Source organism: Staphylothermus marinus F1 (assembly GCF_000015945.1).
Taxonomy (GTDB): Archaea; Thermoproteota; Thermoprotei_A; order Sulfolobales; family Desulfurococcaceae; genus Staphylothermus; species Staphylothermus marinus.
In genome coordinates, this window is the sequence record NC_009033.1 from 549,400 (window position 1) to 569,321 (window position 19,922).

General features: G+C 36.6%; 24 protein-coding genes, 4 tRNA genes and 1 CRISPR repeat array. Of the genes, 19 read left to right on the forward strand and 9 right to left on the reverse strand.

Going from position 1 to position 19,922, the window contains the following annotated elements; genetic code table 11:
- Positions 1 to 18: 18 nt before the first annotated feature.
- Complete coding sequence (locus SMAR_RS02765; RefSeq protein WP_011838846.1) at positions 19 to 834, forward strand: inositol monophosphatase family protein; 816 nt, start codon at positions 19 to 21, stop codon at positions 832 to 834.
- On the opposite strand, the gene SMAR_RS02770 is transcribed toward SMAR_RS02765, so the two are convergent.
- A complete protein-coding gene (locus SMAR_RS02770; protein ID WP_011838847.1) occupies positions 824 to 1,930 on the reverse strand; it encodes a M24 family metallopeptidase in 1,107 nt (368 codons plus the stop codon). The two genes, SMAR_RS02765 and SMAR_RS02770, sit on opposite strands and share 11 nt — an antisense overlap.
- Before the next feature lie 102 nt (positions 1,931 to 2,032).
- Between SMAR_RS02770 and SMAR_RS02775 the strand changes: the two genes are divergently transcribed.
- Positions 2,033 to 2,245, forward strand: coding sequence for a hypothetical protein (locus tag SMAR_RS02775; RefSeq protein ID WP_011838848.1), 213 nt, complete (start codon positions 2,033 to 2,035; stop codon positions 2,243 to 2,245).
- Here SMAR_RS02775 and SMAR_RS02780 read toward each other — a convergent pair.
- Positions 2,237 to 2,626 (reverse strand): hypothetical protein, encoded by a 390-nt coding sequence (locus SMAR_RS02780; RefSeq protein WP_011838849.1) that lies wholly within the window; start codon positions 2,624 to 2,626, stop codon positions 2,237 to 2,239. The genes SMAR_RS02775 and SMAR_RS02780 overlap by 9 nt on opposite strands.
- A 6-nt stretch (positions 2,627 to 2,632) precedes the next feature.
- A complete protein-coding gene (locus SMAR_RS02785; RefSeq protein ID WP_011838850.1) occupies positions 2,633 to 2,947 on the reverse strand; it encodes a hypothetical protein in 315 nt (104 codons plus the stop codon).
- Positions 2,948 to 3,177: 230 nt separating this feature from the next.
- Here SMAR_RS02785 and SMAR_RS02790 point away from each other — a divergent pair, with 230 nt between their 5' ends.
- The 4 genes from SMAR_RS02790 to SMAR_RS02805 all read left to right on the forward strand — a co-directional run bounded on the left by SMAR_RS02790 (position 3,178) and on the right by SMAR_RS02805 (position 6,525).
- Positions 3,178 to 4,323, forward strand: a complete 1,146-nt coding sequence (locus SMAR_RS02790; protein WP_011838851.1) for a pyridoxal-phosphate-dependent aminotransferase family protein — start codon at positions 3,178 to 3,180, stop codon at positions 4,321 to 4,323.
- Positions 4,324 to 4,461: 138 nt separating this feature from the next.
- A complete protein-coding gene (locus SMAR_RS02795; protein ID WP_011838852.1) occupies positions 4,462 to 5,397 on the forward strand; it encodes a D-2-hydroxyacid dehydrogenase in 936 nt (311 codons plus the stop codon).
- A 136-nt stretch (positions 5,398 to 5,533) separates the two neighbouring features.
- Complete coding sequence (gene serK, locus SMAR_RS02800) at positions 5,534 to 6,292, forward strand: ADP-dependent L-serine kinase SerK (protein ID WP_011838853.1); 759 nt, start codon at positions 5,534 to 5,536, stop codon at positions 6,290 to 6,292.
- Between the two features lie 124 nt (positions 6,293 to 6,416).
- Positions 6,417 to 6,525, forward strand: a tRNA-Met gene (locus tag SMAR_RS02805).
- A 107-nt stretch (positions 6,526 to 6,632) separates the two neighbouring features.
- On the opposite strand, the gene SMAR_RS02810 is transcribed toward SMAR_RS02805, so the two are convergent.
- Positions 6,633 to 7,490: a DMT family transporter gene (locus SMAR_RS02810; RefSeq protein ID WP_011838854.1), complete on the reverse strand. Its 858-nt coding sequence runs from the start codon at positions 7,488 to 7,490 to the stop codon at positions 6,633 to 6,635.
- 171 nt (positions 7,491 to 7,661) lie between these two features.
- Between SMAR_RS02810 and SMAR_RS02815 the strand changes: the two genes are divergently transcribed.
- The 3 genes from SMAR_RS02815 to SMAR_RS02825 all read left to right on the forward strand — a co-directional run bounded on the left by SMAR_RS02815 (position 7,662) and on the right by SMAR_RS02825 (position 9,115).
- Positions 7,662 to 8,321, forward strand: coding sequence for a diacylglycerol/polyprenol kinase family protein (locus tag SMAR_RS02815; protein WP_011838855.1), 660 nt, complete (start codon positions 7,662 to 7,664; stop codon positions 8,319 to 8,321).
- Between the two features lie 31 nt (positions 8,322 to 8,352).
- Positions 8,353 to 9,018: an RNA 2'-phosphotransferase gene (locus SMAR_RS02820; RefSeq protein ID WP_052833794.1), complete on the forward strand. Its 666-nt coding sequence runs from the start codon at positions 8,353 to 8,355 to the stop codon at positions 9,016 to 9,018.
- 9 nt (positions 9,019 to 9,027) lie between these two features.
- Positions 9,028 to 9,115, forward strand: a tRNA-Leu gene (locus SMAR_RS02825).
- A 169-nt stretch (positions 9,116 to 9,284) separates the two neighbouring features.
- Here SMAR_RS02825 and SMAR_RS02830 read toward each other — a convergent pair.
- The 3 genes from SMAR_RS02830 to SMAR_RS02840 all read right to left on the reverse strand — a co-directional run bounded on the left by SMAR_RS02830 (position 9,285) and on the right by SMAR_RS02840 (position 11,524).
- Positions 9,285 to 9,566: a hypothetical protein gene (locus tag SMAR_RS02830; RefSeq protein WP_011838857.1), complete on the reverse strand. Its 282-nt coding sequence runs from the start codon at positions 9,564 to 9,566 to the stop codon at positions 9,285 to 9,287.
- The gene (locus SMAR_RS02835) at positions 9,563 to 10,600 is read right to left on the reverse strand and encodes a glycoside hydrolase family 71/99 protein (protein WP_148676726.1); all 1,038 of its coding nucleotides are present in this window, start codon (positions 10,598 to 10,600) and stop codon (positions 9,563 to 9,565) included. Before SMAR_RS02835 ends, SMAR_RS02830 begins: the two co-directional genes overlap by 4 nt.
- 132 nt (positions 10,601 to 10,732) lie before the next feature.
- On the reverse strand, positions 10,733 to 11,524 hold the full coding sequence (locus SMAR_RS02840) for an SDR family oxidoreductase (protein ID WP_011838859.1): 792 nt from the start codon (positions 11,522 to 11,524) through the stop codon (positions 10,733 to 10,735).
- A gap of 102 nt (positions 11,525 to 11,626) precedes the next feature.
- Here SMAR_RS02840 and SMAR_RS02845 point away from each other — a divergent pair, with 102 nt between their 5' ends.
- The 9 genes from SMAR_RS02845 to SMAR_RS02880 all read left to right on the forward strand — a co-directional run bounded on the left by SMAR_RS02845 (position 11,627) and on the right by SMAR_RS02880 (position 18,538).
- Positions 11,627 to 12,550, forward strand: coding sequence for a hypothetical protein (locus tag SMAR_RS02845; RefSeq protein WP_011838860.1), 924 nt, complete (start codon positions 11,627 to 11,629; stop codon positions 12,548 to 12,550).
- Between the two features lie 21 nt (positions 12,551 to 12,571).
- Positions 12,572 to 13,030 carry an NfeD family protein gene (locus SMAR_RS02850; protein WP_011838861.1) on the forward strand — a complete coding sequence of 153 codons (459 nt, stop codon included), beginning with the start codon at positions 12,572 to 12,574 and terminating at the stop codon, positions 13,028 to 13,030.
- A 48-nt stretch (positions 13,031 to 13,078) separates the two neighbouring features.
- Complete coding sequence (locus SMAR_RS02855) at positions 13,079 to 14,188, forward strand: SPFH domain-containing protein (RefSeq protein WP_011838862.1); 1,110 nt, start codon at positions 13,079 to 13,081, stop codon at positions 14,186 to 14,188.
- Positions 14,189 to 14,221: 33 nt separating this feature from the next.
- Positions 14,222 to 14,371, forward strand: a tRNA-Ser gene (locus SMAR_RS02860).
- A 64-nt stretch (positions 14,372 to 14,435) separates the two neighbouring features.
- A tRNA-Arg gene (locus SMAR_RS02865) sits at positions 14,436 to 14,511 on the forward strand.
- Positions 14,512 to 15,039: 528 nt separating this feature from the next.
- Positions 15,040 to 15,966: a CRISPR direct-repeat array (repeat unit 25 nt; unit sequence GTAACAACATAGAAAGAATTGAAAG).
- A gap of 74 nt (positions 15,967 to 16,040) precedes the next feature.
- Positions 16,041 to 16,265, forward strand: a complete 225-nt coding sequence (locus SMAR_RS08365) for a hypothetical protein (RefSeq protein ID WP_148676727.1) — start codon at positions 16,041 to 16,043, stop codon at positions 16,263 to 16,265.
- 781 nt (positions 16,266 to 17,046) lie between these two features.
- A complete protein-coding gene (locus SMAR_RS02870; protein ID WP_011838864.1) occupies positions 17,047 to 17,904 on the forward strand; it encodes a hypothetical protein in 858 nt (285 codons plus the stop codon).
- A gap of 47 nt (positions 17,905 to 17,951) precedes the next feature.
- Positions 17,952 to 18,260 (forward strand): winged helix-turn-helix domain-containing protein, encoded by a 309-nt coding sequence (locus tag SMAR_RS02875; RefSeq protein WP_011838865.1) that lies wholly within the window; start codon positions 17,952 to 17,954, stop codon positions 18,258 to 18,260.
- On the forward strand, positions 18,257 to 18,538 hold the full coding sequence (locus SMAR_RS02880; RefSeq protein ID WP_011838866.1) for a hypothetical protein: 282 nt from the start codon (positions 18,257 to 18,259) through the stop codon (positions 18,536 to 18,538). The genes SMAR_RS02875 and SMAR_RS02880 overlap by 4 nt, the downstream gene beginning before the upstream one ends.
- Positions 18,539 to 18,631: 93 nt before the next feature.
- On the opposite strand, the gene SMAR_RS08525 is transcribed toward SMAR_RS02880, so the two are convergent.
- Positions 18,632 to 18,775, reverse strand: a complete 144-nt coding sequence (locus tag SMAR_RS08525; RefSeq protein ID WP_169696932.1) for a hypothetical protein — start codon at positions 18,773 to 18,775, stop codon at positions 18,632 to 18,634.
- 75 nt (positions 18,776 to 18,850) lie between these two features.
- Positions 18,851 to 18,997 carry a hypothetical protein gene (locus SMAR_RS08530; protein ID WP_169696933.1) on the reverse strand — a complete coding sequence of 49 codons (147 nt, stop codon included), beginning with the start codon at positions 18,995 to 18,997 and terminating at the stop codon, positions 18,851 to 18,853.
- 422 nt (positions 18,998 to 19,419) lie between these two features.
- On the opposite strand from SMAR_RS08530, the gene SMAR_RS02885 reads away from it, so the two are divergent.
- Positions 19,420 to 19,899, forward strand: a complete 480-nt coding sequence (locus tag SMAR_RS02885; protein WP_011838867.1) for an integrase — start codon at positions 19,420 to 19,422, stop codon at positions 19,897 to 19,899.
- Positions 19,900 to 19,922 lie beyond the last annotated feature (23 nt).

The window sequence follows — 19,922 nt, forward strand, 5'->3', positions numbered from 1 at the left end:
TAAATGGGATGATTATTGATGAGAATAGATGAAGAAATGGAAAGAATAGCTTTTAGAATAGCAGGTGAGTCAGCTGGTTATTTAAGAGACCTCTATGGATTAGAGTCTTTAAGCACAATTGTGGGTAAGGGGGCTTCCGGTGATACTACGAGGAGAATAGATGCGTTGGTGGAAGAATATACTATTGAGTTATTGAAAAATACCGGTTTAGATCTACATATTGTTAGTGAGGAAGCCGGGATTATAAGATTAGGCAATAATCCTCAATTCATTGTTTTAATGGATCCTCTTGATGGAAGCCTAAATTATACACTCGGCATACCCGGAGTAGCTGTATCACTTGTATTTTACGATATTAATAGTAATGATTTAACCGAATCAATTGCTGGAGCAGTAGCTAATGTGTTCTTGAAGGAAATATATTCTTTTGATAAATCAAATGTATATATTAACAGAGTTAAAGTCGAGAAATATCTTTCCCGTATGAGTGGAATAAATGTTGTATACACTAATACAGCTGAAACATTTAGAAAAGTATACTTGTTTATGAAGAAAGAGTTCGGCGGAGAAGTTAGATTAAGAGTAATAGGATCAGCTGCCTTAGAATCAGTCTATGCCGCTCTCGGCAGAATAGATTTATTCCTCCACAACACTGGTAGATTGAGAAACCTAGACGTTGCTGGAGGTATTAGTATAGCTAAAAGATTAGGCGTGCCTGTGCTAGGATTGGATGGGAAGAAAATTATTTGTTCTCCCAAGAAAATAGAGTTTATCAAGTCATTAATAATTGGTAAGCCTGGAGTCGAGAAAATAGTGGAGTATTTTAAGGAGTAATAACTCTCTCGATCATTTTCGATAATACTCTTACTCCTCTCTTCGTAACCAATACATCCTCTTCTATTCTCACACCATATTTACCTGCAAAATATACTCCTGGCTCAACAGTGAAAACCATTCCAGGCTCTAACTTTGTTTTCTCACCTATCCTAATATATGGTGGTTCATGCACTAATACTCCGAACCCATGTCCTAATCCATGAATAAATTTCTCGGATAACCCGTGTTTTTCAAGGGTTTTCACAGCAATTTCAGCAAGTTTTCCAGCTTCTATTCCCGGCTGTATATTATCTATTACATTATCTACTGCTTTATTCACTGCTTCAATAGTCTTCCTTTCCTCCTCCGAGATCCTGCCCCATATAATCATTCTCGTTATATCACTACATCTACCATTGTATTTAACTCCGACATCAACTAATACAAGATTTCTTCTGCCAAGCCTAGTGTTTGAGGGAAGGTTATGTGGGTAACTATTTCCAGGCTTGAACAGTGTTAATGGTGGGAAAGCGTATTCGTCTATACCTTCCCTCCTAACACGATATTCGAAGAAACCAGCGACTTCAGCCTCTGTAATCCTTTCATTAAGATTATTTGCTACCTCATAAATGCCTTTACTAGTTATTTCGACCGCTCTAGTAATAGATCTTATTTCCCAATCTTCCTTCTTCATTCTATACTGGTTTATTGTTTTCGATAAATCAACTATTCTATCCCCATATATACTTGTTATTAATGTGTTAAGTGGTGAGACATGGGATTTATCAAATCCTACTTTATCAGAAGAAACTAGTTTTCCTATGAGGGTTTTCCAATCACTCTCTACAATCCTTGCATCACTAGGCTTAACTGTTTTGGAGACAGCTATAACTTCTACTCCAAGTTTGCTAAGGGAGTCTCTGAACCTATAATATTCTAGTAGTGGAACATATATTCGAAGATTATCTCCTTTCCTATAATGAAGTAGTAGTACAGAATCAGCAATTGTTCTTATACCTAGGAAATACTCTATATTATCGGGTGCCGTAAGCAATACTTCTTCTACACTACTTTTTTCTATGAGTTCATATAATTTATTGATCTGGGGCTTCAAAAGAGTTCACCCTGTATTTTCTGTATCTATAAACATTATAATCTGTTATAATTATTAATTTATGGTATAGTATGGAATAGGAGCTATACAGGTGATATAGTTATGAGTAGTGAGGACAATAAAGGGTTCATTTGTAAGAAAGATGGTAAACCAATGTATTTGATTGAGGAAACTGAGAAAATGAGTAATGGAAAACATAGAGCGATCTTTTACTATAAATGCCCAGTATGTGGTTATAGAATAGAAGTTGAACAAGTTATAGTAACTGTTGAAAACGATCAGATCATTGTTAACAGGAGAGTTAGATTACTTTAAAGTTTCTAATACCTTCTTAGGCGGCTGTTTAAGAATATTCATTTCCTCAGCTATCTTGTGTGCTTTACGTGCTTCTACACTATTACCGTGGATTAATACTTCATATGTTTCCTTAGTAACGGGCTTAATTATCATTATGTATTTTGAAGAATTAGTTTCATCTAGAAGCCTTAGAATATACTTGGTAACTCTTGTTGCCGATATATAATATTTTGCCTGAGGATCAGAATTTATTTCTGGAGGGTTATCTATTGATTCACCTAATAATGTATAACTTATTGATCTCTTACCTTTAGTTCTGGAAACAACTGTTCTACTAATCTTTCCCTTAATCCTAACCCAAATCCCCGTTGGTAACTTAACATATATTCCCTTAACCATTTTATTCTACCACGAAACTACATGTAACGTATCAGGGATAACTCCTTTACGAACAAGGTTTTCATAAACTCTCCAAATCCTCTTAACGGTAACGTATCTTGTATCGAATCCTTTCTCTTTCAATAATCTCAACACGATATCTGGAAATTCGTCTGGGTGAACTCCTCTAGCCATTATAGCTGCTTCCTTAACTGTTTCCACAATATCTCTACTGCTAGGATATATCTTTTTATTTCTTCGTTTATTCTCTTTTTCATACTCCATGATCTCTTCTAGGAGATCTTCGGGTATATACTCGCTATAATCTATTTCCTCAACCATTTCCTTACACCTGACAACATAATCTTTATGCTAGGATTTAAGGTTATGGTTTAATAATACTCATAGTTTATATCTTGTATATGGGATGACCGGGCAGAGACGAACTGAGCAATGATGTAGGTGGAGCGACTGGGACCGCTTTTATATTATTTCTTCTAAGCAGTTGTAAATTATTTTTTTAATCTGTTTATCCATAGTGAATATGCGAAAGAGGATATAGGTGTATAGTGTTGAGTAGTTATGAAGACGTTGTAAAGGAGGTATTATCTATTATATGGCCGAAACCATTAAAACTATTCACCGCCGGCCCCGTAGCGTGTTTTCCAGAAGTATTAGAAGCTATGAAGGCGCAAATGTTTAGTCATAGATCATCTGAGTATAGGGAACTTCACAGAGACACTACAGTTAGATTAGCTGATTTCCTCGAGACAAAAAAGTCTACAGTATTATTAATTCCTGCCAGCGGCACAGGCTTTATGGAGGCAAGCATTAGAAACGCTGTCACGCCCGGTGGAAAAGTCTTAGTAACCATTATTGGTGCTTTCGGTAAGCGTTACCATGAAGTTGTTGAGAGTAATGGTAGGAAAGCTGTTGTGTTAGAGAAAGCTCCTGGAGAACCAGTATTGCCTGAAGAACTAGATGATGCTTTAAAGAAAAACCCGGATGTAGAAGCTGTTACTATAACATATAATGAGACAAGTACTGGTGTATTAAACCCCTTACCAGAGCTTGCAAAGGTTGCTAAGGAACATGATAAACTAGTCTTTGTAGACGCAGTATCCGCGATGGGGGCTGCTGATATAAAAGTGGATGAGTGGGGCTTAGACCTAGTTTTTGCGAGTAGTCAGAAAGCCTTTGGTGTTCCACCAGGTCTTGCAATGGCTGCTATAAGCGATGCTGTATTTGAAAAAGCAAAAACTATTCCTAATCGTGGATGGTATTTTGATTTATTAAAGTATAAGAAGTATTTGGAAACACAATGGTCTACGCCATCAACACCGCCAATACCTCAGATTATCGGGTTAAACGTTGTATTGAGAATAATTGAGAAAATCGGTGGTAAGGAAGCTTGGCTTAAAATGTATAGTGAGAGAGCAGAAAAGATTAGAAAAGGAGTACTTGATCTTGGATTAGAACTATTTGCTAAACCAGGCTATTATAGTCCAACAATAACAGTTGTTAAAACACCACCGGGTATTAGGGGTATAGAAGTATATGAAGCCATGAGGAAGAGAGGCTTCGAAATAGCAAAGGGATATGGGCCAGTTAAGGAATATACCTTTAGAATAGGCCATATGGGATATATAACCGATGAAGACATACGAGAACTCTTCGATAACTTGAGAGAAGTAATCGAGGAGCTCAAGAAGAAATAAACTATACTTGTTTTTCAATTAATTTCTCTTTTTCCTTTATCTCTCATTAGCAATGATAAAGGAGAGTTTAATCAATACTTTAATACATCTATCTATGTATGTTTTATTCAGTAAACATATGGGAAGAGGCGTTGTACTATGGTAAAAATACTTGTTGCTGCACCACTTCATGAGAAAGCATTGGAGAAGCTGAGAAGCGCTGGCTTCCAAATAGTTTATGAAGAATATCCAAGTGAGGATAGATTGGTAGAGTTGATAAAAGATGTAGAAGCTATTATTGTGAGAAGTAAGCCAAAGGTATCTAGGAGGGTTATAGAAGCTGCTGAGAAACTAAAAGTTATTGCCCGCGCAGGGGTTGGACTAGATAATATTGATCTAGATGCAGCTAATGAGAAGGGTATTCAAGTATTTAATGCTCCCGCCGCCCCCACACAAAGTGTTGCAGAACTAGCAATAGGTTTAATGATTGATGTATTGAGAAAGATAGCTTTCGCTGATAGAAAAATGCGTGAAGGTGTATGGGCTAAGAAGCAGTGTTTAGGTCATGAGCTTAGAGGTATAGTATTAGGTATTATTGGTATGGGACGTATAGGAACAGCTGTTGCTAGGATCGCATATCATGGTTTTGGCATGAAGATCATATACTATGATGTGCGAAGATGCCCTAAGGATGTCGAGAAAGAACTAGATGCTAAATGTGTAGATCTAGAGACCCTGTTGAAGACAGCAGATATAGTATCAATCCATGTACCATTGGTGCCTTCTACTAAGCATTTAATTAATGAAGAAAAACTACGATTAATGAAGAAATCTGCAATACTCATAAACACTGCTCGTGGAGGCGTAGTAGACACAGATGCTCTAGTTAAAGCGCTAAAAGAGGGATGGATTGCTGGTGCAGGTCTAGATGTATTCGAGGAAGAACCACTGCCTCCTAACCATCCATTAACAAAGCTAGACAATGTTGTTTTAACACCACATATAGGAGCCAATACAGTTGAAGCACAGGAACGTGCAGGAATAGAAGTTGTTGAGAAAATAATTGAGTTCTTCAAGGGATCAAGTAATCAATAACTATAGGTAAGCAATATTTTTCTCTTTTCTCTTATTCTTACTTTTTCACATATTAACTTAATATATATGAATATAAGCTAAATATACTTCTACATATATGACTAACATATAAAGAAGCAATGGTGGTCGCCTAGAATTGTCTGGGAAGGGAAAGGTAATTATAAAATTGCCGAAAACAGTGATTCCCGTTAAACATGTTGAACCAGTATTGATCGATGTAGATAAGTTGTTGCCGCATGAAGAAATAGTTCCGGGTAGGCTCAAGGATTTAATGGAGAAAATTCGTAGTGAAGGAGTTGTTGATATGCCGATTATAGTAACCCCTATTCCTGGCATAGATAAATACCTTGTTGTCGACGGACATCATCGATGGGCAGCTGTTAAAGAACTCGGCTATAAAAAAGTTCCAGCAATTATTATTGATTACTTCGATGAAAACGTGAAGTTAAAGACATGGTATCCAGCAATCATTGGATCAATAAATAAATTACTTGAAGAAATTAAGAAAGAAGGGATTAGAATAGAAGAATGCAAAGGTAAAGATGATGTCTTAAAAGATGAAGAACTAGGTAAATATGCATTTGTAATCATAGGGAAAAACAATGAATGCTATAAAATATATGGATCCATAAATGAGCAGAAAATAGTGTCGAAAATATTGTCGAAACTAAACTTGGAGGGAGAATATACTCTAGTATACTACGGTGAAAAAGATGAAGCATTAAGAGACCTGGAAGAAGGGAAGATAGACTATTTATTTCTGAGAAAACCCCCGACAAAAAACGAAGTAATCGAGATCGCTAAACGTAACCAAGTTTACTCGCCTAAAACAACGAGACACATCCTACCTTATATACCAGCAATAACAAATACTCCGCTGGATAAACTAAAATAATTTTTCTCCTATCCTTCATTCCTATATTCTACTCATATAATTCTGTCGAAAACATTGTGTTCAAACCATGGAGAAAACAATATAAAACCCAAATGAACCTAGAAAAATAATGGCGGGGCAAAACAGCGGGGTAGGGCAGCCAGGTAGCCCGCGGGGCTCATAACCCCGAGGTCGGTGGTTCAAAACGGAGCGGCTTGAATGGCCGCTCCGGGAAAATCCACCCCCCGCTACCATTATGGGGGTCCCCGCCGCCACTTCTCTTCTAATTATTAAATATTAGTTGTTATTCCAATGATGTTCAAGTTTAGGAGCTTCATGGTTTCAATGCTTTGTTTATTTCTTACTTCAATAAATGCTTAGATGCCAGATACATTGATAGAAGAATAAATGAAGCACCTATTAATTGTTTAAATGTTAGAGTTTCTCCTAGAAACATGTACGCAAAGATAGAGGCGAATACTGGTTCTAACAAGAAAATCGTTGCCGCGGTTTCTGGTGGAACTTTTTTCTGACCATATGCTTGTAGAGCAAAAGCACCTATACTGCAGAATATGGCTAGATAAATGAATCCAAGCAGAACATTGATTCTTGTTTCTAATATGTCCGCAGGTGATGGATCAAATAATATAAATGTTTGAGTAGGTGTGAACATGAAGTATACTAGTATGAAAGGATTACATTTAGAATATTTATCGAAAACAATTATTTGTAAAGCCCACATAACCGCCCCTATTAAAACAAGAAAATCTCCTAACCTACCAATTGTTGTAGGGCTTGATAACAAGTATAAACCCAGTATGCCCGAGACCAGGCTAGCAAATAATCTTATACTATACCTTTTATACATGGAAGCAACAATTAAGTGAACAAATAATACGTTGAGCCCAGTAATAAAAGCTGAATTACTAGCAGTAGTATATGATGTACCCCATCCCTGAAAAAATAATCCTAACCCATAGAATATACCAGCTAATAAGCCTCCCTTAACGCATTCTTTGGAAACATATTTCTTAGAGATATAGAAAAGTATCAAAGGTGTTAAGAATATTATAGATAATAATCCGCGAACCCATACATACGTGTATTCATCAACATTGCTCACTAAGATTTTTATAACTGGAAAACTTGTTCCCCATAAAATAACCGTGCCCAGTAAAGCTAAGTAGTGTTTAAGTATGCTTGGATAATTATTTCTCATCTGGACACCTAGAATAAAATAACTAGTAAAAGTCAGAACTTAAAGGCTTCTTCACATAATCGGTGAGTACGGCCTTCATCATCCCATATAAACTAATATATTCTCCAACACCCTATAAGAAATATTGTTGAAAGAGAACATGATAATTATTAATGGTTAAAGGTGGAATATTTGAATCTATTATATGAGAGTATATGGGCTACACTATTGTTTATATGGGTAATGATAGTTGTTTATCCAATAACCAAGAACCTATACAAGTATATGAGGCGTAAAGGAATATCCCATATAAAAGCTGTTTATTATAATAGGAAAGTAATACATATCCTTGCCGGCGGACTAGTATCGTTAACTGTGCCTTTTCTATTCGAAACACCGCTACTACCAGCAATTTTGGCAGGAGTATTAGCTATTGCTACATACATGCCTCATCGAAGAAATAAGCTGATGGATTGGTTCCAAACAGAGGATAACATATATGAAGTCCATTTCTGCATAATGTGGGGAGTGGTGATAACTCTTTCTTGGCTAATATTTCATAACTGGTGGTATGGAGTTATACCTATTGTTTTCATGGCTTTCGGCGACGGCGTGACAGGAATTGTTAGGAATATGCTATATAATAGGAGGACAAAAGCATGGATAGGCAACTTAGCAATGGCTTTAGTAACAATACCTGTAGGCTATTTTGTCCTTGGCCCATTAGGTGGATTAGCTGGGCTTATAGCTAGTATTGTTGAACACTTCGAGATAAAACCATTCATAGACGATAACATAACTGTTCCACTAATAAGCTTCTTACTACTACTCATAGGTCTACCTTATTCCTAGAAATTAACATGGAATCCATATGGATCGGGGAATGAAGCCCATCTATAAATGTAGAATTTGTGGAAAATATGTTGAAACATCTATTCATTGTGGTGTAGAAGCTAAACTATTACTTGATGCTAATAAGAGGCTGAAACTGAGCAAGTTATTATCTGGGCTTCTAAGACATTATCCATGGGAGGCAGGTTTAAGAATTGATAGTGAGGGCTGGGTGGATATAGATGAACTCGTTGAAGGAATAAAAACTAGGTGGAGAAACAATGAAATCTACCAATGGCTGAGCAGAGAACATATCATAGCAGTAGCAAAACTAGATCCCAAAGGTAGATTTGAAATACGAAATAATAAGATTAGAGCAAGATACGGGCACAGCATAAATGTTAAGATAAAATACGAGCTAGAATACCCACCTACACAATTATATCATGGAACAAGCATAGATAAACTAGCCAAAATAATGATTGAAGGCTTAAAACCTATGAAGAGACAATTCGTACATTTAACAACTAGTTTAGAAAACGCTGTAGAAACAGGGAAAAGACATGGAAAACCAGTAGTGCTCATAATAGATACTATGTGCTTAAAAGAAAAAAGAATACCACTATATAAGGCTACAGAAAAAATATACTTAGCACCAAAAATCCCCCCACAATGCATAAAACAAACCTTTAAACCCCCTAAACTAGGAAACAAATAATGAATTAGCGCGGGGGTGCCCGAGCATGGTCAAAGGGGTCGGGCTCAGGACCCGATGGCGTAGGCCTGCGTGGGTTCAAATCCCACCCCCCGCACCATAATAACAATGTTTCAATTACAAAATTCCTCCCAGTTTCAATGTTATTAATAATTCCTATATAGAACGATCCATAAAGAATAGCTTTATTGTCTCACCTAGAAGTAAAATAGGCAAAAACATAGAGTAGAGATGAACAGCTTATATAGGCTTAAAAAAGCTTATGAAAGCTATAATCCTGGCTCGACTGCTAAAATAGCTATGAGTAATGCTATTAAAAAGAGCCATGCAAATATGCCGAATACCATTGTTATAATTATCAAGTATCTTAGCCATTTTGTTTTAATCTTAACAACTAGTAAAGCTATTCCTAAAACTATTGGTATTATGAATAGCTTAGCCTCTACATAATCACATATAAGTAGGTAAACAATAATACTGCTCATTATTAGTGAAAATATGGTTCCAGCAAATCCTAACGCAATATTCTTCAATATGTTTACGGGGTTCATCTTATAGTCCTCAATATAAACTTAGATACTGCTCCAAATATAAAGAATGCTAAAGCCCATGCTAATACGTAATTGCAGAATCCATAAATATAGCTAGGCAAAATATTGTTGTCCTGTTTAAGCCTGTGAATATAATTCTTAGTTATATTGTAGATGTAGTAGGGATCTACATTAGCCGTATAATCAATGTGTGGCTCTATCATTGTCCGCTCATGATACTCGTTCCAGCTAGTAATCATAACTATGCTTATCTGATCCCTACGCATTAGTATCCATTCCCATTCTCTAACATATAGTCTCTCCGTATAGTTTTGATCAATACATATTCCAGAGCTTCTTAGGAAAGTATCATCATATCGGGGCATTATTGAGACAAAACCATCTATTCTAATTTTTAGCTCTACATTGCTTACATCTATGTAGTCGGGCCAATAATCCCAATCTTGATATTTTGCATTATCAATATCATTTCCAGTTATCCTAATAGTATACTGTGGAAAATCATTTGAGGGGTTGTAATTCATGCCTATAGGGTTGAAGGCTAAAACTAGTGGTTTACCATCTAGATAAACGTATATGTCATTGTATGGATCTATATAGTTGGTCTTGATATAGTTCAACGTATTATTCCAAAATGTATAGTTATAATATTCTGGGTGATCACTACCTAGATAAGGCTCTATCATTATTGCGAATTTCAAATTATAGTTTCTAAGATATTCAACAATAATTCTAGTAGCGTTATCTTCGAAACTATTCGCCCCCCACCATGAGAAAACTATGAAGTCTATACCTGCTTCTCTAATAAGTCTTAGCTGTTGATTAATGATAGAGGTATTTCTTGAATCATAGAATCTCCAAATAGGCTTATCAACTACTGTCGTAGAAGAAGATTCATTCCAATGTCTTACTGGGTTAATGGAATACCATGGATAAAAATATATTCCAACAAAGTGATTTTCGTGGCCTACAAAACCGACTAACAGTATAGTTGTAATCAAAACTGATAGGACTATAAAAACCCATTCTTTCATAATCATCCGCCATGATTAGTATCGGGTTCTCTAATAATTAAAAATAATAGTTACAGGTTTAGCTGTTTATATTTGATCTTTGCATGTATTTTTGTGGAGAAAAACGTTTTCATGGAATGCTGGGAAGAATTGTTAGAATATGCTTTTTAGTCTTCCGCCATCGACTGGTATTGATGCTCCGTTAATATATGATGCGTATGGGCTGATTAGATATGCGACTAAGTAGCCTACTTCTTCTGGTTCTCCTATTCTTCGTAGGGGTATTTCTGCTGTTATCTCCTTTATTATTTCGTCTTTGCTTTTATTCTCCCTTTTTGATCTGTCTTCTATTAATTGTTTTACTCTATCAGTCATAATGTATCCGGGTAGAACAGTGTTTACCCTTATACCTTTAGGTCCTAGTTCTTTGGCGAGAGTTTTTGCTAGGCCGTGAATACTTATTCTTAGAGTGTTTGATAATGCTATATTTGGTATGGGTTCTTTTACGGCTATGCTGGTTAGATAGGTTATGGAGGGGTTCTTTGATTTTTCAAGGTGGGGTAGGGCTTTGTAGGTGAGCCATAATGCGCTCTTAATTAATAAGTTGATCCCGTATTCCCAGTCTTCAAGAGATAATTCTGAGAAATAACCTGGTCTAGGCGGGCCGGTTACATATACTAGTGCATCTAGTCCTCCAAGATAATTAATTGTTTCATCCACAAGTCTCTCAACATCCTCTTTAATAGTTAGATCTGCTTGAACACCATATACTTCGCTGGAACCAATATTTCTAAGTTCCTCAACAGATTTCATAAGCCTCTCCTTATTACGCCCATTAATTACAACTCTACAACCTTCTCTTACTAGAACCTTGGCTATACCATAACCTATACCTCTAGAAGAAGCTGTTATGAGAACTCTATACCCACTTATATCGAACATCATGAATACCCATATCTTGTTTTCTCAAAACATAATTATTCTTTGAAAACTAATATTTTATTATATCCATTTAATGAATTATTGATTAAGGAAACGGTGTATGGAATGCTTATTGTTAAGGGTACTGGTTTTAGTGTGGGTATTGAGTCTGAGCAGTCTTTCCTCAATAATTTATTTCGTTCTCTAAACAATTTATTTCCCAAGAGATATATTCCAGAATACACAGTGTCAACAAGTAGTGGAGAAGAAGGGATAGATGCTCTTGTATCGTGGATTAGTGGTGAAGGTTTCTCTGTTCAAAAACATGTTTTGAGAGATAATGGGATCGACGAATACTTTATTAGATCAAGCTTGCCTGAACCTTATGTTAACGAGTCGCCATACTTCTTTTTACTCCAAGTAATTGCTAGGAGTATTGTGAAAAATGATTATCTAGTATTAACGGATAGTATTAGTTTTGTAGTTAATAATAAAACTTATTTGTTGATCGGCTATCCTCATACGGGTAAGAGTACGTTATTAGCATTAGCCTTAATGAACGATGCTATTCCATTATCTACTGAGAATACTGTTGTATCTGTTAGTAGGGATGGTGTGAGAATTGTTGGTGGAACTAGTGTTTTAGTATATGATCCTAGGATTGAGGATATATATAATGTTAAGCTAGAATATGATTCAATGACTCGTCACGGTTATAGAATAGTTGATTTGGAGAAACATTATCCTATGAGAAATAATTATTATGGAGAAGTAGTTGATGCAATATATGTTCTACACTCGTCTTTTAAGTCAGTAGGAGTCGATGCTGAGCCTGTTAAGGGACGTAAAATCCTGAAGACACTCTGGTATTTCGCATCTGCATTGTTGAGGGGGCTAGATTATTATCCGCCTTATCCACTAGTATTATCTACGAGGATTATTGATAATAAAGTAGAGAATATGCTTAGACTAGTTAGTGAGAAGTATAGTGGTAGATTCTATGAAGTATATGGGCGCCACGACTATATATTCAAATACATAGTTGATTAAAAGAAATATTTGGGAGATAACATGGATTTAGGCTTACTCCTAATTCTTCTAGGAGCTATTCTCATCGTTATAGAAATAGCTACACCAGGCTTCTTCATAGCTGTTCCAGGAACTATTCTTATCATTTATGGTGTATTACTCGCATTATTCCCCGAGCTCATCAATATCCCATATGTTCCCTGGATACTGTTCTTCCTATCTTTCCCCATAGGCTATATAACATATTTAATATATAGGAAACTATCTCCGCCATCACCACCTGTTACTGAGAGCTATGAGGGATTAATTGGTAAGGTTGGAGTTGTTGTTGAAACTGTTAAGCCTGATTCTCTTGAGGGGAAGGTTAGGATTGATAGTGATGTTTGGAGTGCTACTAGTGATGAAGTAGTTGAGCCTGGTAGGAAAGTTGTTGTTGTAGGTGTTGAGGGTGTTCACTTAATTGTTAAACCGTTAGCTGAGAAAATCAAGGATACTGGTTAGCGATACATATATATCTCTACGGTATAGAACTTTTAATTGGTGAATCTCATGGATCCATTAACTATTGTTTTATTATTACTACTAACAATTATAGTGATCTATATTATTGCTAGAGGAATAATTGTTATTCGTCCATGGGAGGTAGGAATATATATTCGTCTAGGAAAATTCGTCGGCATACTTAGGCCTGGTGTTCACTGGGTTCCACCATTTATCAGTGTAGTACACCATATGGATCTCCGTACCCAAGTAGTTGATGTTCCCAGACAAGATGTTATTACGAGGGATAATAGTCCCGTAAGTGTTGATGCAATAGTTTATTTCCGAGTAGTTGATCCTAGGAAGGCATTCTTCGAAGTAACAGATTATCGTGCAGCAATAATTGCTCTTGCTCAAACAACTCTCCGTAGTGTTATAGGTGATATGGAGCTTGACGAAATACTCTATAATCGTGCAGCATTGAATGCTAAGCTTAGAAAAATACTTGATGAAGCAACTGATAAGTGGGGTGTTCGCGTAGAAACAGTTGAGATCAGGGAGGTTGAGCCTAGTCCACGTGTTAAGAAAGCTATGGAGGAACAAACCAGTGCTGAGCGTGAGCGTAGAGCAGCTATTCTGAGAGCTGATGGTGAGAAGAGAGCTGCAATACTTAAGGCTGAAGGTGAGAAAACCGCTCAAATACTCCGCGCAGAAGGTGAGCGTATGGCTAAGATTCTGAGAGCTGAGGGTGAGAGATTAGCAACTATTCTGAGAGCACAAGGTGAAGCACAGAGACTTAGAATACTAAGCCTTGGAGCAGCCAGTCTACACAGCCACGCATTAACAGCTATGAGCTTAGAAACATTGAAAGCAATGGCTGATGGTAAAGCAACAAAGATCATAGTCCCATTTGAAGTATCCAGATTAGTAGAAGCATTATCAGCATATATAGGGAAAGGAGTTAGAGAACCACAAATACCACAAGTAGACCTAGAAAAACTAGTAAAACTAATAGGAGAACCAGAGAAAATACTGGGTAAAATACCTAGCTACGAAGAATTATCAGTAGAAGTAAAGAAAGCAATAGAAGAAGCAAAAAAGAGAAAACCAACACCAACAGAACTATCAAGAGAAGAAAAAGAACTACTAGAAACACTGAAAAAAGAAGAGAAAACATAAACCCTCCAACACAAATAAACATAAACAGGAAAAGCCGGGGTGCCCGAGCGGACTAAGGGGGTAGGCTCGAGACCCAACACAGAAAACCCTCCGCAAAACAAGAGGGTTTTCCGGCTAACCAGAAACGAGAGACCTACTGCCCCGCGGAGGGGCGCGCGGGTTCGAATCCCGCCCCCGGCGCCACACTCCTCACCTAAACCAACAAAACAATAAAATCCAATAAACACATTAACAACTAGGAGAAAAAGGGCCCGTAGCCTAGCCCGGATCAGGGCGCCGGCCTTCGGAGCCGGAGACCCCGGGTTCAAATCCCGGCGGGCCCGCTGTACAGTATTTGTCACACACTCTATACAAACCAGATTTCCTCTTCAACTTAGACAACATTCTCCCCTAACTATAACAAAACTAATTAAAACAACAATATAAAACACCTAGTAGTACCGGGTTAAAAAAAAGTATTAAAATCCCAAATCATCTTCAAACAACCTATCTAACTAAAACTAATGAATTAATGACCAAATAGCCACTTCCAAAAAGGATCATTTCAGAGATTCAAATCACATAAATACTCATAAATAAAGTATACTTCATAGCTCCAAAAATAGATGCCTCCCACGCAACCAGATAAAAATAAGTAAATAAATTCTTACATGAAAAATATAGAAACTTTACCCATAAAACTAATGGAAACTAGTCGAATGTTTTTCATTATACAAACTTGTCAGGGGGTCAGAGATACTATTAAGTCTATAGAAAACTGGTCGAACATGATCAACCAAGAACAAAATATAGAAAGCAATATATACTGGTTCGAACAAAAAAGATAAGTGTAACAACGTATTCGAACCAAAGTAACAACATAGAAAGAATTGAAAGGCAGAAATACAACAAACATGGTTTCACATATAGGGGATTGGTAACAACATAGAAAGAATTGAAAGTTTCTTTGCTAGTATAACAGCTTCGCTTAAATCACTCGGTGGTAACAACATAGAAAGAATTGAAAGTCATTCTTCCAAGCATAATATAATGCTGTCATGATAGTGGTAACAACATAGAAAGAATTGAAAGATAAGCATTGTTGCTTGCCGTAATTGTTACTGATACAGGTAACAACATAGAAAGAATTGAAAGTCATATAATCGTCTTTTTTCTGCTTTATTCATGTTAATGTAACAACATAGAAAGAATTGAAAGATTGTTTCAAATGTTTCGCCTTGTTTCTCCAGTTTGCGGGGTAACAACATAGAAAGAATTGAAAGATACAAGACGACTATCCCAAAGAAAAATATAGATTGATTGGTAACAACATAGAAAGAATTGAAAGTGAAAGTATCTGTTCAAATATTTCTTAACAATTTCAACTAGTAACAACATAGAAAGAATTGAAAGTTAGTCCGAGCCATTTCTCCAAGATGTCTGGAAGAACAGGTAACAACATAGAAAGAATTGAAAGTATTATCAATTCTTGGAACAGGCATAATATCACTAGCATGTAACAACATAGAAAGAATTGAAAGATTATTTATGCTCGGCATCAGGCTCAACAATAAAGTCTTAGTAACAACATAGAAAGAATTGAAAGCCGCTTTGTCTTCAAAACTCTCGCCTGGTCTTTGCCACTGTAACAACATAGAAAGAATTGAAAGTTTACTAGTTTAACTGTTACTGTTTTACTGGCATCTGCATGTAACAACATAGAAAGAATTGAAAGTATTGTAATATGCAGTATCGCTACCCAGTAGAAGGCTTTGTAACAACACTAAAAGAATTGAAAGTAGTGTTCAGGGGGTGTTTTGAATCGTTTTATGAGGGCTTGTATATATGTGGAGTATGCTTGTTGGTGTGGGGAGTGGTGGTGAAGGGTTCTCCTGGGAAATGTGGTCTTGTGGAGTTTACATTTTTGGTTGAAGACTATCCTGATATATCGCATCTACTTAGTATTGTGGAGAAGAAGCTTGGTTATATTCCGCTTGATCTCATGTTTTCAATGATATTTAGTGGTGATCGATTGTTTAAGAAGAAGCTTAAGAATTATGGAATTAATGTTGGTAGTGTTAAAAAAATATTGGGATGACCGTGCTCTTCTCGCACTTGATATTTATGAGACAATTGATGAACATTTTAATATTGGTGTTGTAGTTGATGATCAGTATAGGAGTGAGCGATGCTTTATTATGACCGATTTAAATTGGAAAGGCTATATATAGCTTGTCCGCATCGATCCTTTAAAAGATAGATACAGACTCATATTATATTTTGATCTACACAAGCACCGCCGCAGATCAAGAAAAACCCGTAAATCCAAGGAGTCAAACAAACAATATAAGGAATAATCTAAAACTATATTGATACCCCACATTATGGACCTGGCCTAGGATGCCCATACATCAAGTTCCATACTAATATTATACTAGCATCCAAACAATTTTTTAACATAAATTCTCAATAAAAAACGAGATATTTATCAAATAGTTCCAGGATAGTTTTATTATTATGTTAACAATTCGCCAGGACGGTTTCAGTTTTTATGGCGGAGATAAAAGTAGTGATTCTGATGTAAAACAGCTGAAAAAGAAAACATTAAAACAATCCATATATGATGCGACACCTAATTAGAACAGATTATTGAAGCCGCTACTATTTATTCTACAAAACAAGTATGTAGTTTAAAGGAAAAGTAGATAGGGACTTTGCTAAACTAGATATATATCCATGGTAAGCTTGTTGATCAGTTATTTTCGTGTCTAGTCTTTTTAAATATGCAATTTATATACATATTTGATATTTTTCTTGTAGTTTTTTGAAATTTACTTATTAAGTGCTGTAATAAATCCTTGATCCAAGGTGAAACCCGTATGCCTTGGAATACAAATGTATCTGTTCTAATAGGTATATTGATTGTAGGACTAGTAGTAGGGCTTCTCACCGGCTATATGGTTGGTTCTATGAGTGGTTATGGAGCACCTACTACATCTACTATAACTAGAACTAGTACAACAACTGTAACTCAGACTATGACTCAGACAAAATACATGGAATACGATGTTAAGTTGGCTTATAGTGAAGAATATGGTTTATACCTGGTAGACTCTGAGGGTAGAACACTTTACTTCTTCGCTAAAGACTATAATGGTAGTAGTTCATGTTATGGTGCATGTGCTGAGCATTGGCCTATATTCTATGTTGAGAACCCTAAAGTAGGGCCTGGACTAGATCCTAATGATTTTGGAGTTATAACTAGAAATGATGGAAGTAAGCAGTTAACTTATAAAGGCTGGCCCCTCTACTACTTCGCAGGAGATGAGAAGCCTGGCGATATTAATGGTGATGGTGTAAAGAATGTCTGGTTTGTAGCCAAACCAGACTATACTATAATGATTGCTGTAAAGCCTGGGCTAGGCGCTTATCTCACAGATTCTAAGGGAATGACGCTGTACTTTTTCGCAAAAGACGTGAATGGAACCAGTAATTGTTATGGAACATGTGCTGAGAATTGGCCTCCATTCATGCCTAAACACTTAGTTGTGCCATCAATTCTGAACCTAACAGATTTCAGCTTTATAAGGAGAAGTGATGGAGGAGTTCAACTAGTCTATAAGGGTTACCCATTATATTACTGGATAAACGATGAGAAGATGGGAGATACTACTGGTCATGGAGTTAAAAATGTGTGGAGTGTAGCGTTCGTAGAGGGAGCAATGTTTAGCCCGTAAAACCTATAATAAATATATTCCTTTTTTTATTCTAGGAGAGTCTTGAGTTGAGGAGTTATAGGGAGATAAGATTAATTGTTAGATGGTTGCTTGAAGGCAGTAGGGGTGGAAAACTAAGAGCTAGAATACTATTGCTTCTAAAGGAGAAGCCTATGAACCCGAACCAGTTGGCTAAAGAACTAGGTGTAAATTATAGAACAGTTATTCACCACTTAAGAATACTGCAAGAACACGAGCTCGTGGAGAAGCTTGGAGGAAACAATTATGGAGCACCCTATGCACTCACAAGATTATCGGAGGAGATATGGGAGTATATAGAAGAATTAGTTAGAAGGATTCTAGGTGATAAGAAATGATATCTTATTGGAGCATATTATTAGGTCTTACACTCATAGAAGCAGTACTAGTCTCATGGTTCCTATTAATAGTTTGGAAGATCAGGAAAATGGGGCCCATAGGCATAAGACTAGCCGGTATATCCATAATATTCATCCTCCAAACCATACTATCCTTCTGGACCTATATTTACTGGATGGAAGAAGGATACGGAAAAGACTTGGCAGGACCCCTAATAATATACCACCTACTAATAATCAGCGGAATAGCCCTCCTACTAGACATAGTAAGAAAATAAGTCATCATTAAGAACCCATATATTTCTAAACATTTCTCACAATACAAAACGTTTTAATGAAACGTTAAGAATAAAATTTTTATCACAATATTCCTAGTGTTTTTCTAGTATTTTTTCCAATGCATAACCCCATTCATCTTTTAGCTTGTATTTCTCCCTTTCATATCTCCACTTATCACCTAGCTCTGGTTCCGTAGGCATTGGCGCTGAGTATTTCTCCACAAACCCTAGGATCAATCTTTAACAAGTCGTAAACCATATTCTCAGCATCTGCCACAGGGTTATCTGCTTCATCCTCTTTAATCTCGTTCTCTACTCCTTGAGAATTCTTTCGGCATCATCAAACGTTACCTCCTCGCCGTTCCTTAGAAGCTCTCTTAGATCACTCGGTATCTCCTGTACATAGCCTAGTATCAAGGCATAAGTGATCTTATCTATCGAGTAGGCAACAAAGTACATGAGCTCCTCTTGCTCCGTGGCAAAACTATTTATGAATTCCGCTTTACGAACTCAGGTAATTTTCTTGCTTACAAGTTTAATGTTGATATACTAGTTAATCCTCATCCAGAAGACCAGATCACCGCTATTACCCTGATTATCATAAGGCGCCATATGTCGAAATAGATGAGCTTGCCCGTCTATCTTTTGATTGTAGAGAATAATTTTCTCCAAAATCTCTTAATCGATAATTAAAAACACCATCTCGATAAACCAAAACACCATGGCTTTGGTGTCCACGAGATCCTAGTAGTAGCATCTAAACCTGAAGAGAGCGAGGAAAGCATAGGTACTATTAGACCTGCAATGCGTCAAGTGGATACATTTTTCTAAAATGATTAAAAAATAGTATCTGAATGAGATCATTGAGGTAACGAGGATAGGTGATCAATAAGAGGCTTGTGTGCTTTACGGATAAGGGCTTCTGCAGATACTACATGGGGTTGCGTGAAACAACAAAGCATTGTGAATGGAGATATTTCTCAAGTAAAACGCTAAGTCTCCTAGAAGAAATTGCTCCTAGAAAGATAAGCAAGCACCTGCCCAGGAGATATGCTGAAAAACACGGTCTACTCCTACCAAAGTATGTAAGGAAGACTGCATGGAGACTAATGATAAAAACAATGAACATGGAGGTAGCGAGATTCATACAGTCAAGATTCGGGGAGCTGAGGGTAAGCGAAGCTAGATATGAAGATCTGATCAGCCTCGCTGACCAGGCATATCCCATCTTTCTGAAGCACCTAACTGAAATTGCTCTTATCAATTACCAGTGGTACGAGGTCAATCCTACCCATACTACGTACATTCTTAGGAACTCGATATATTCTCCTTATATTAACAATAGTAATAACTTTTTATAAAACTGTAATAAGTGATAAAAACT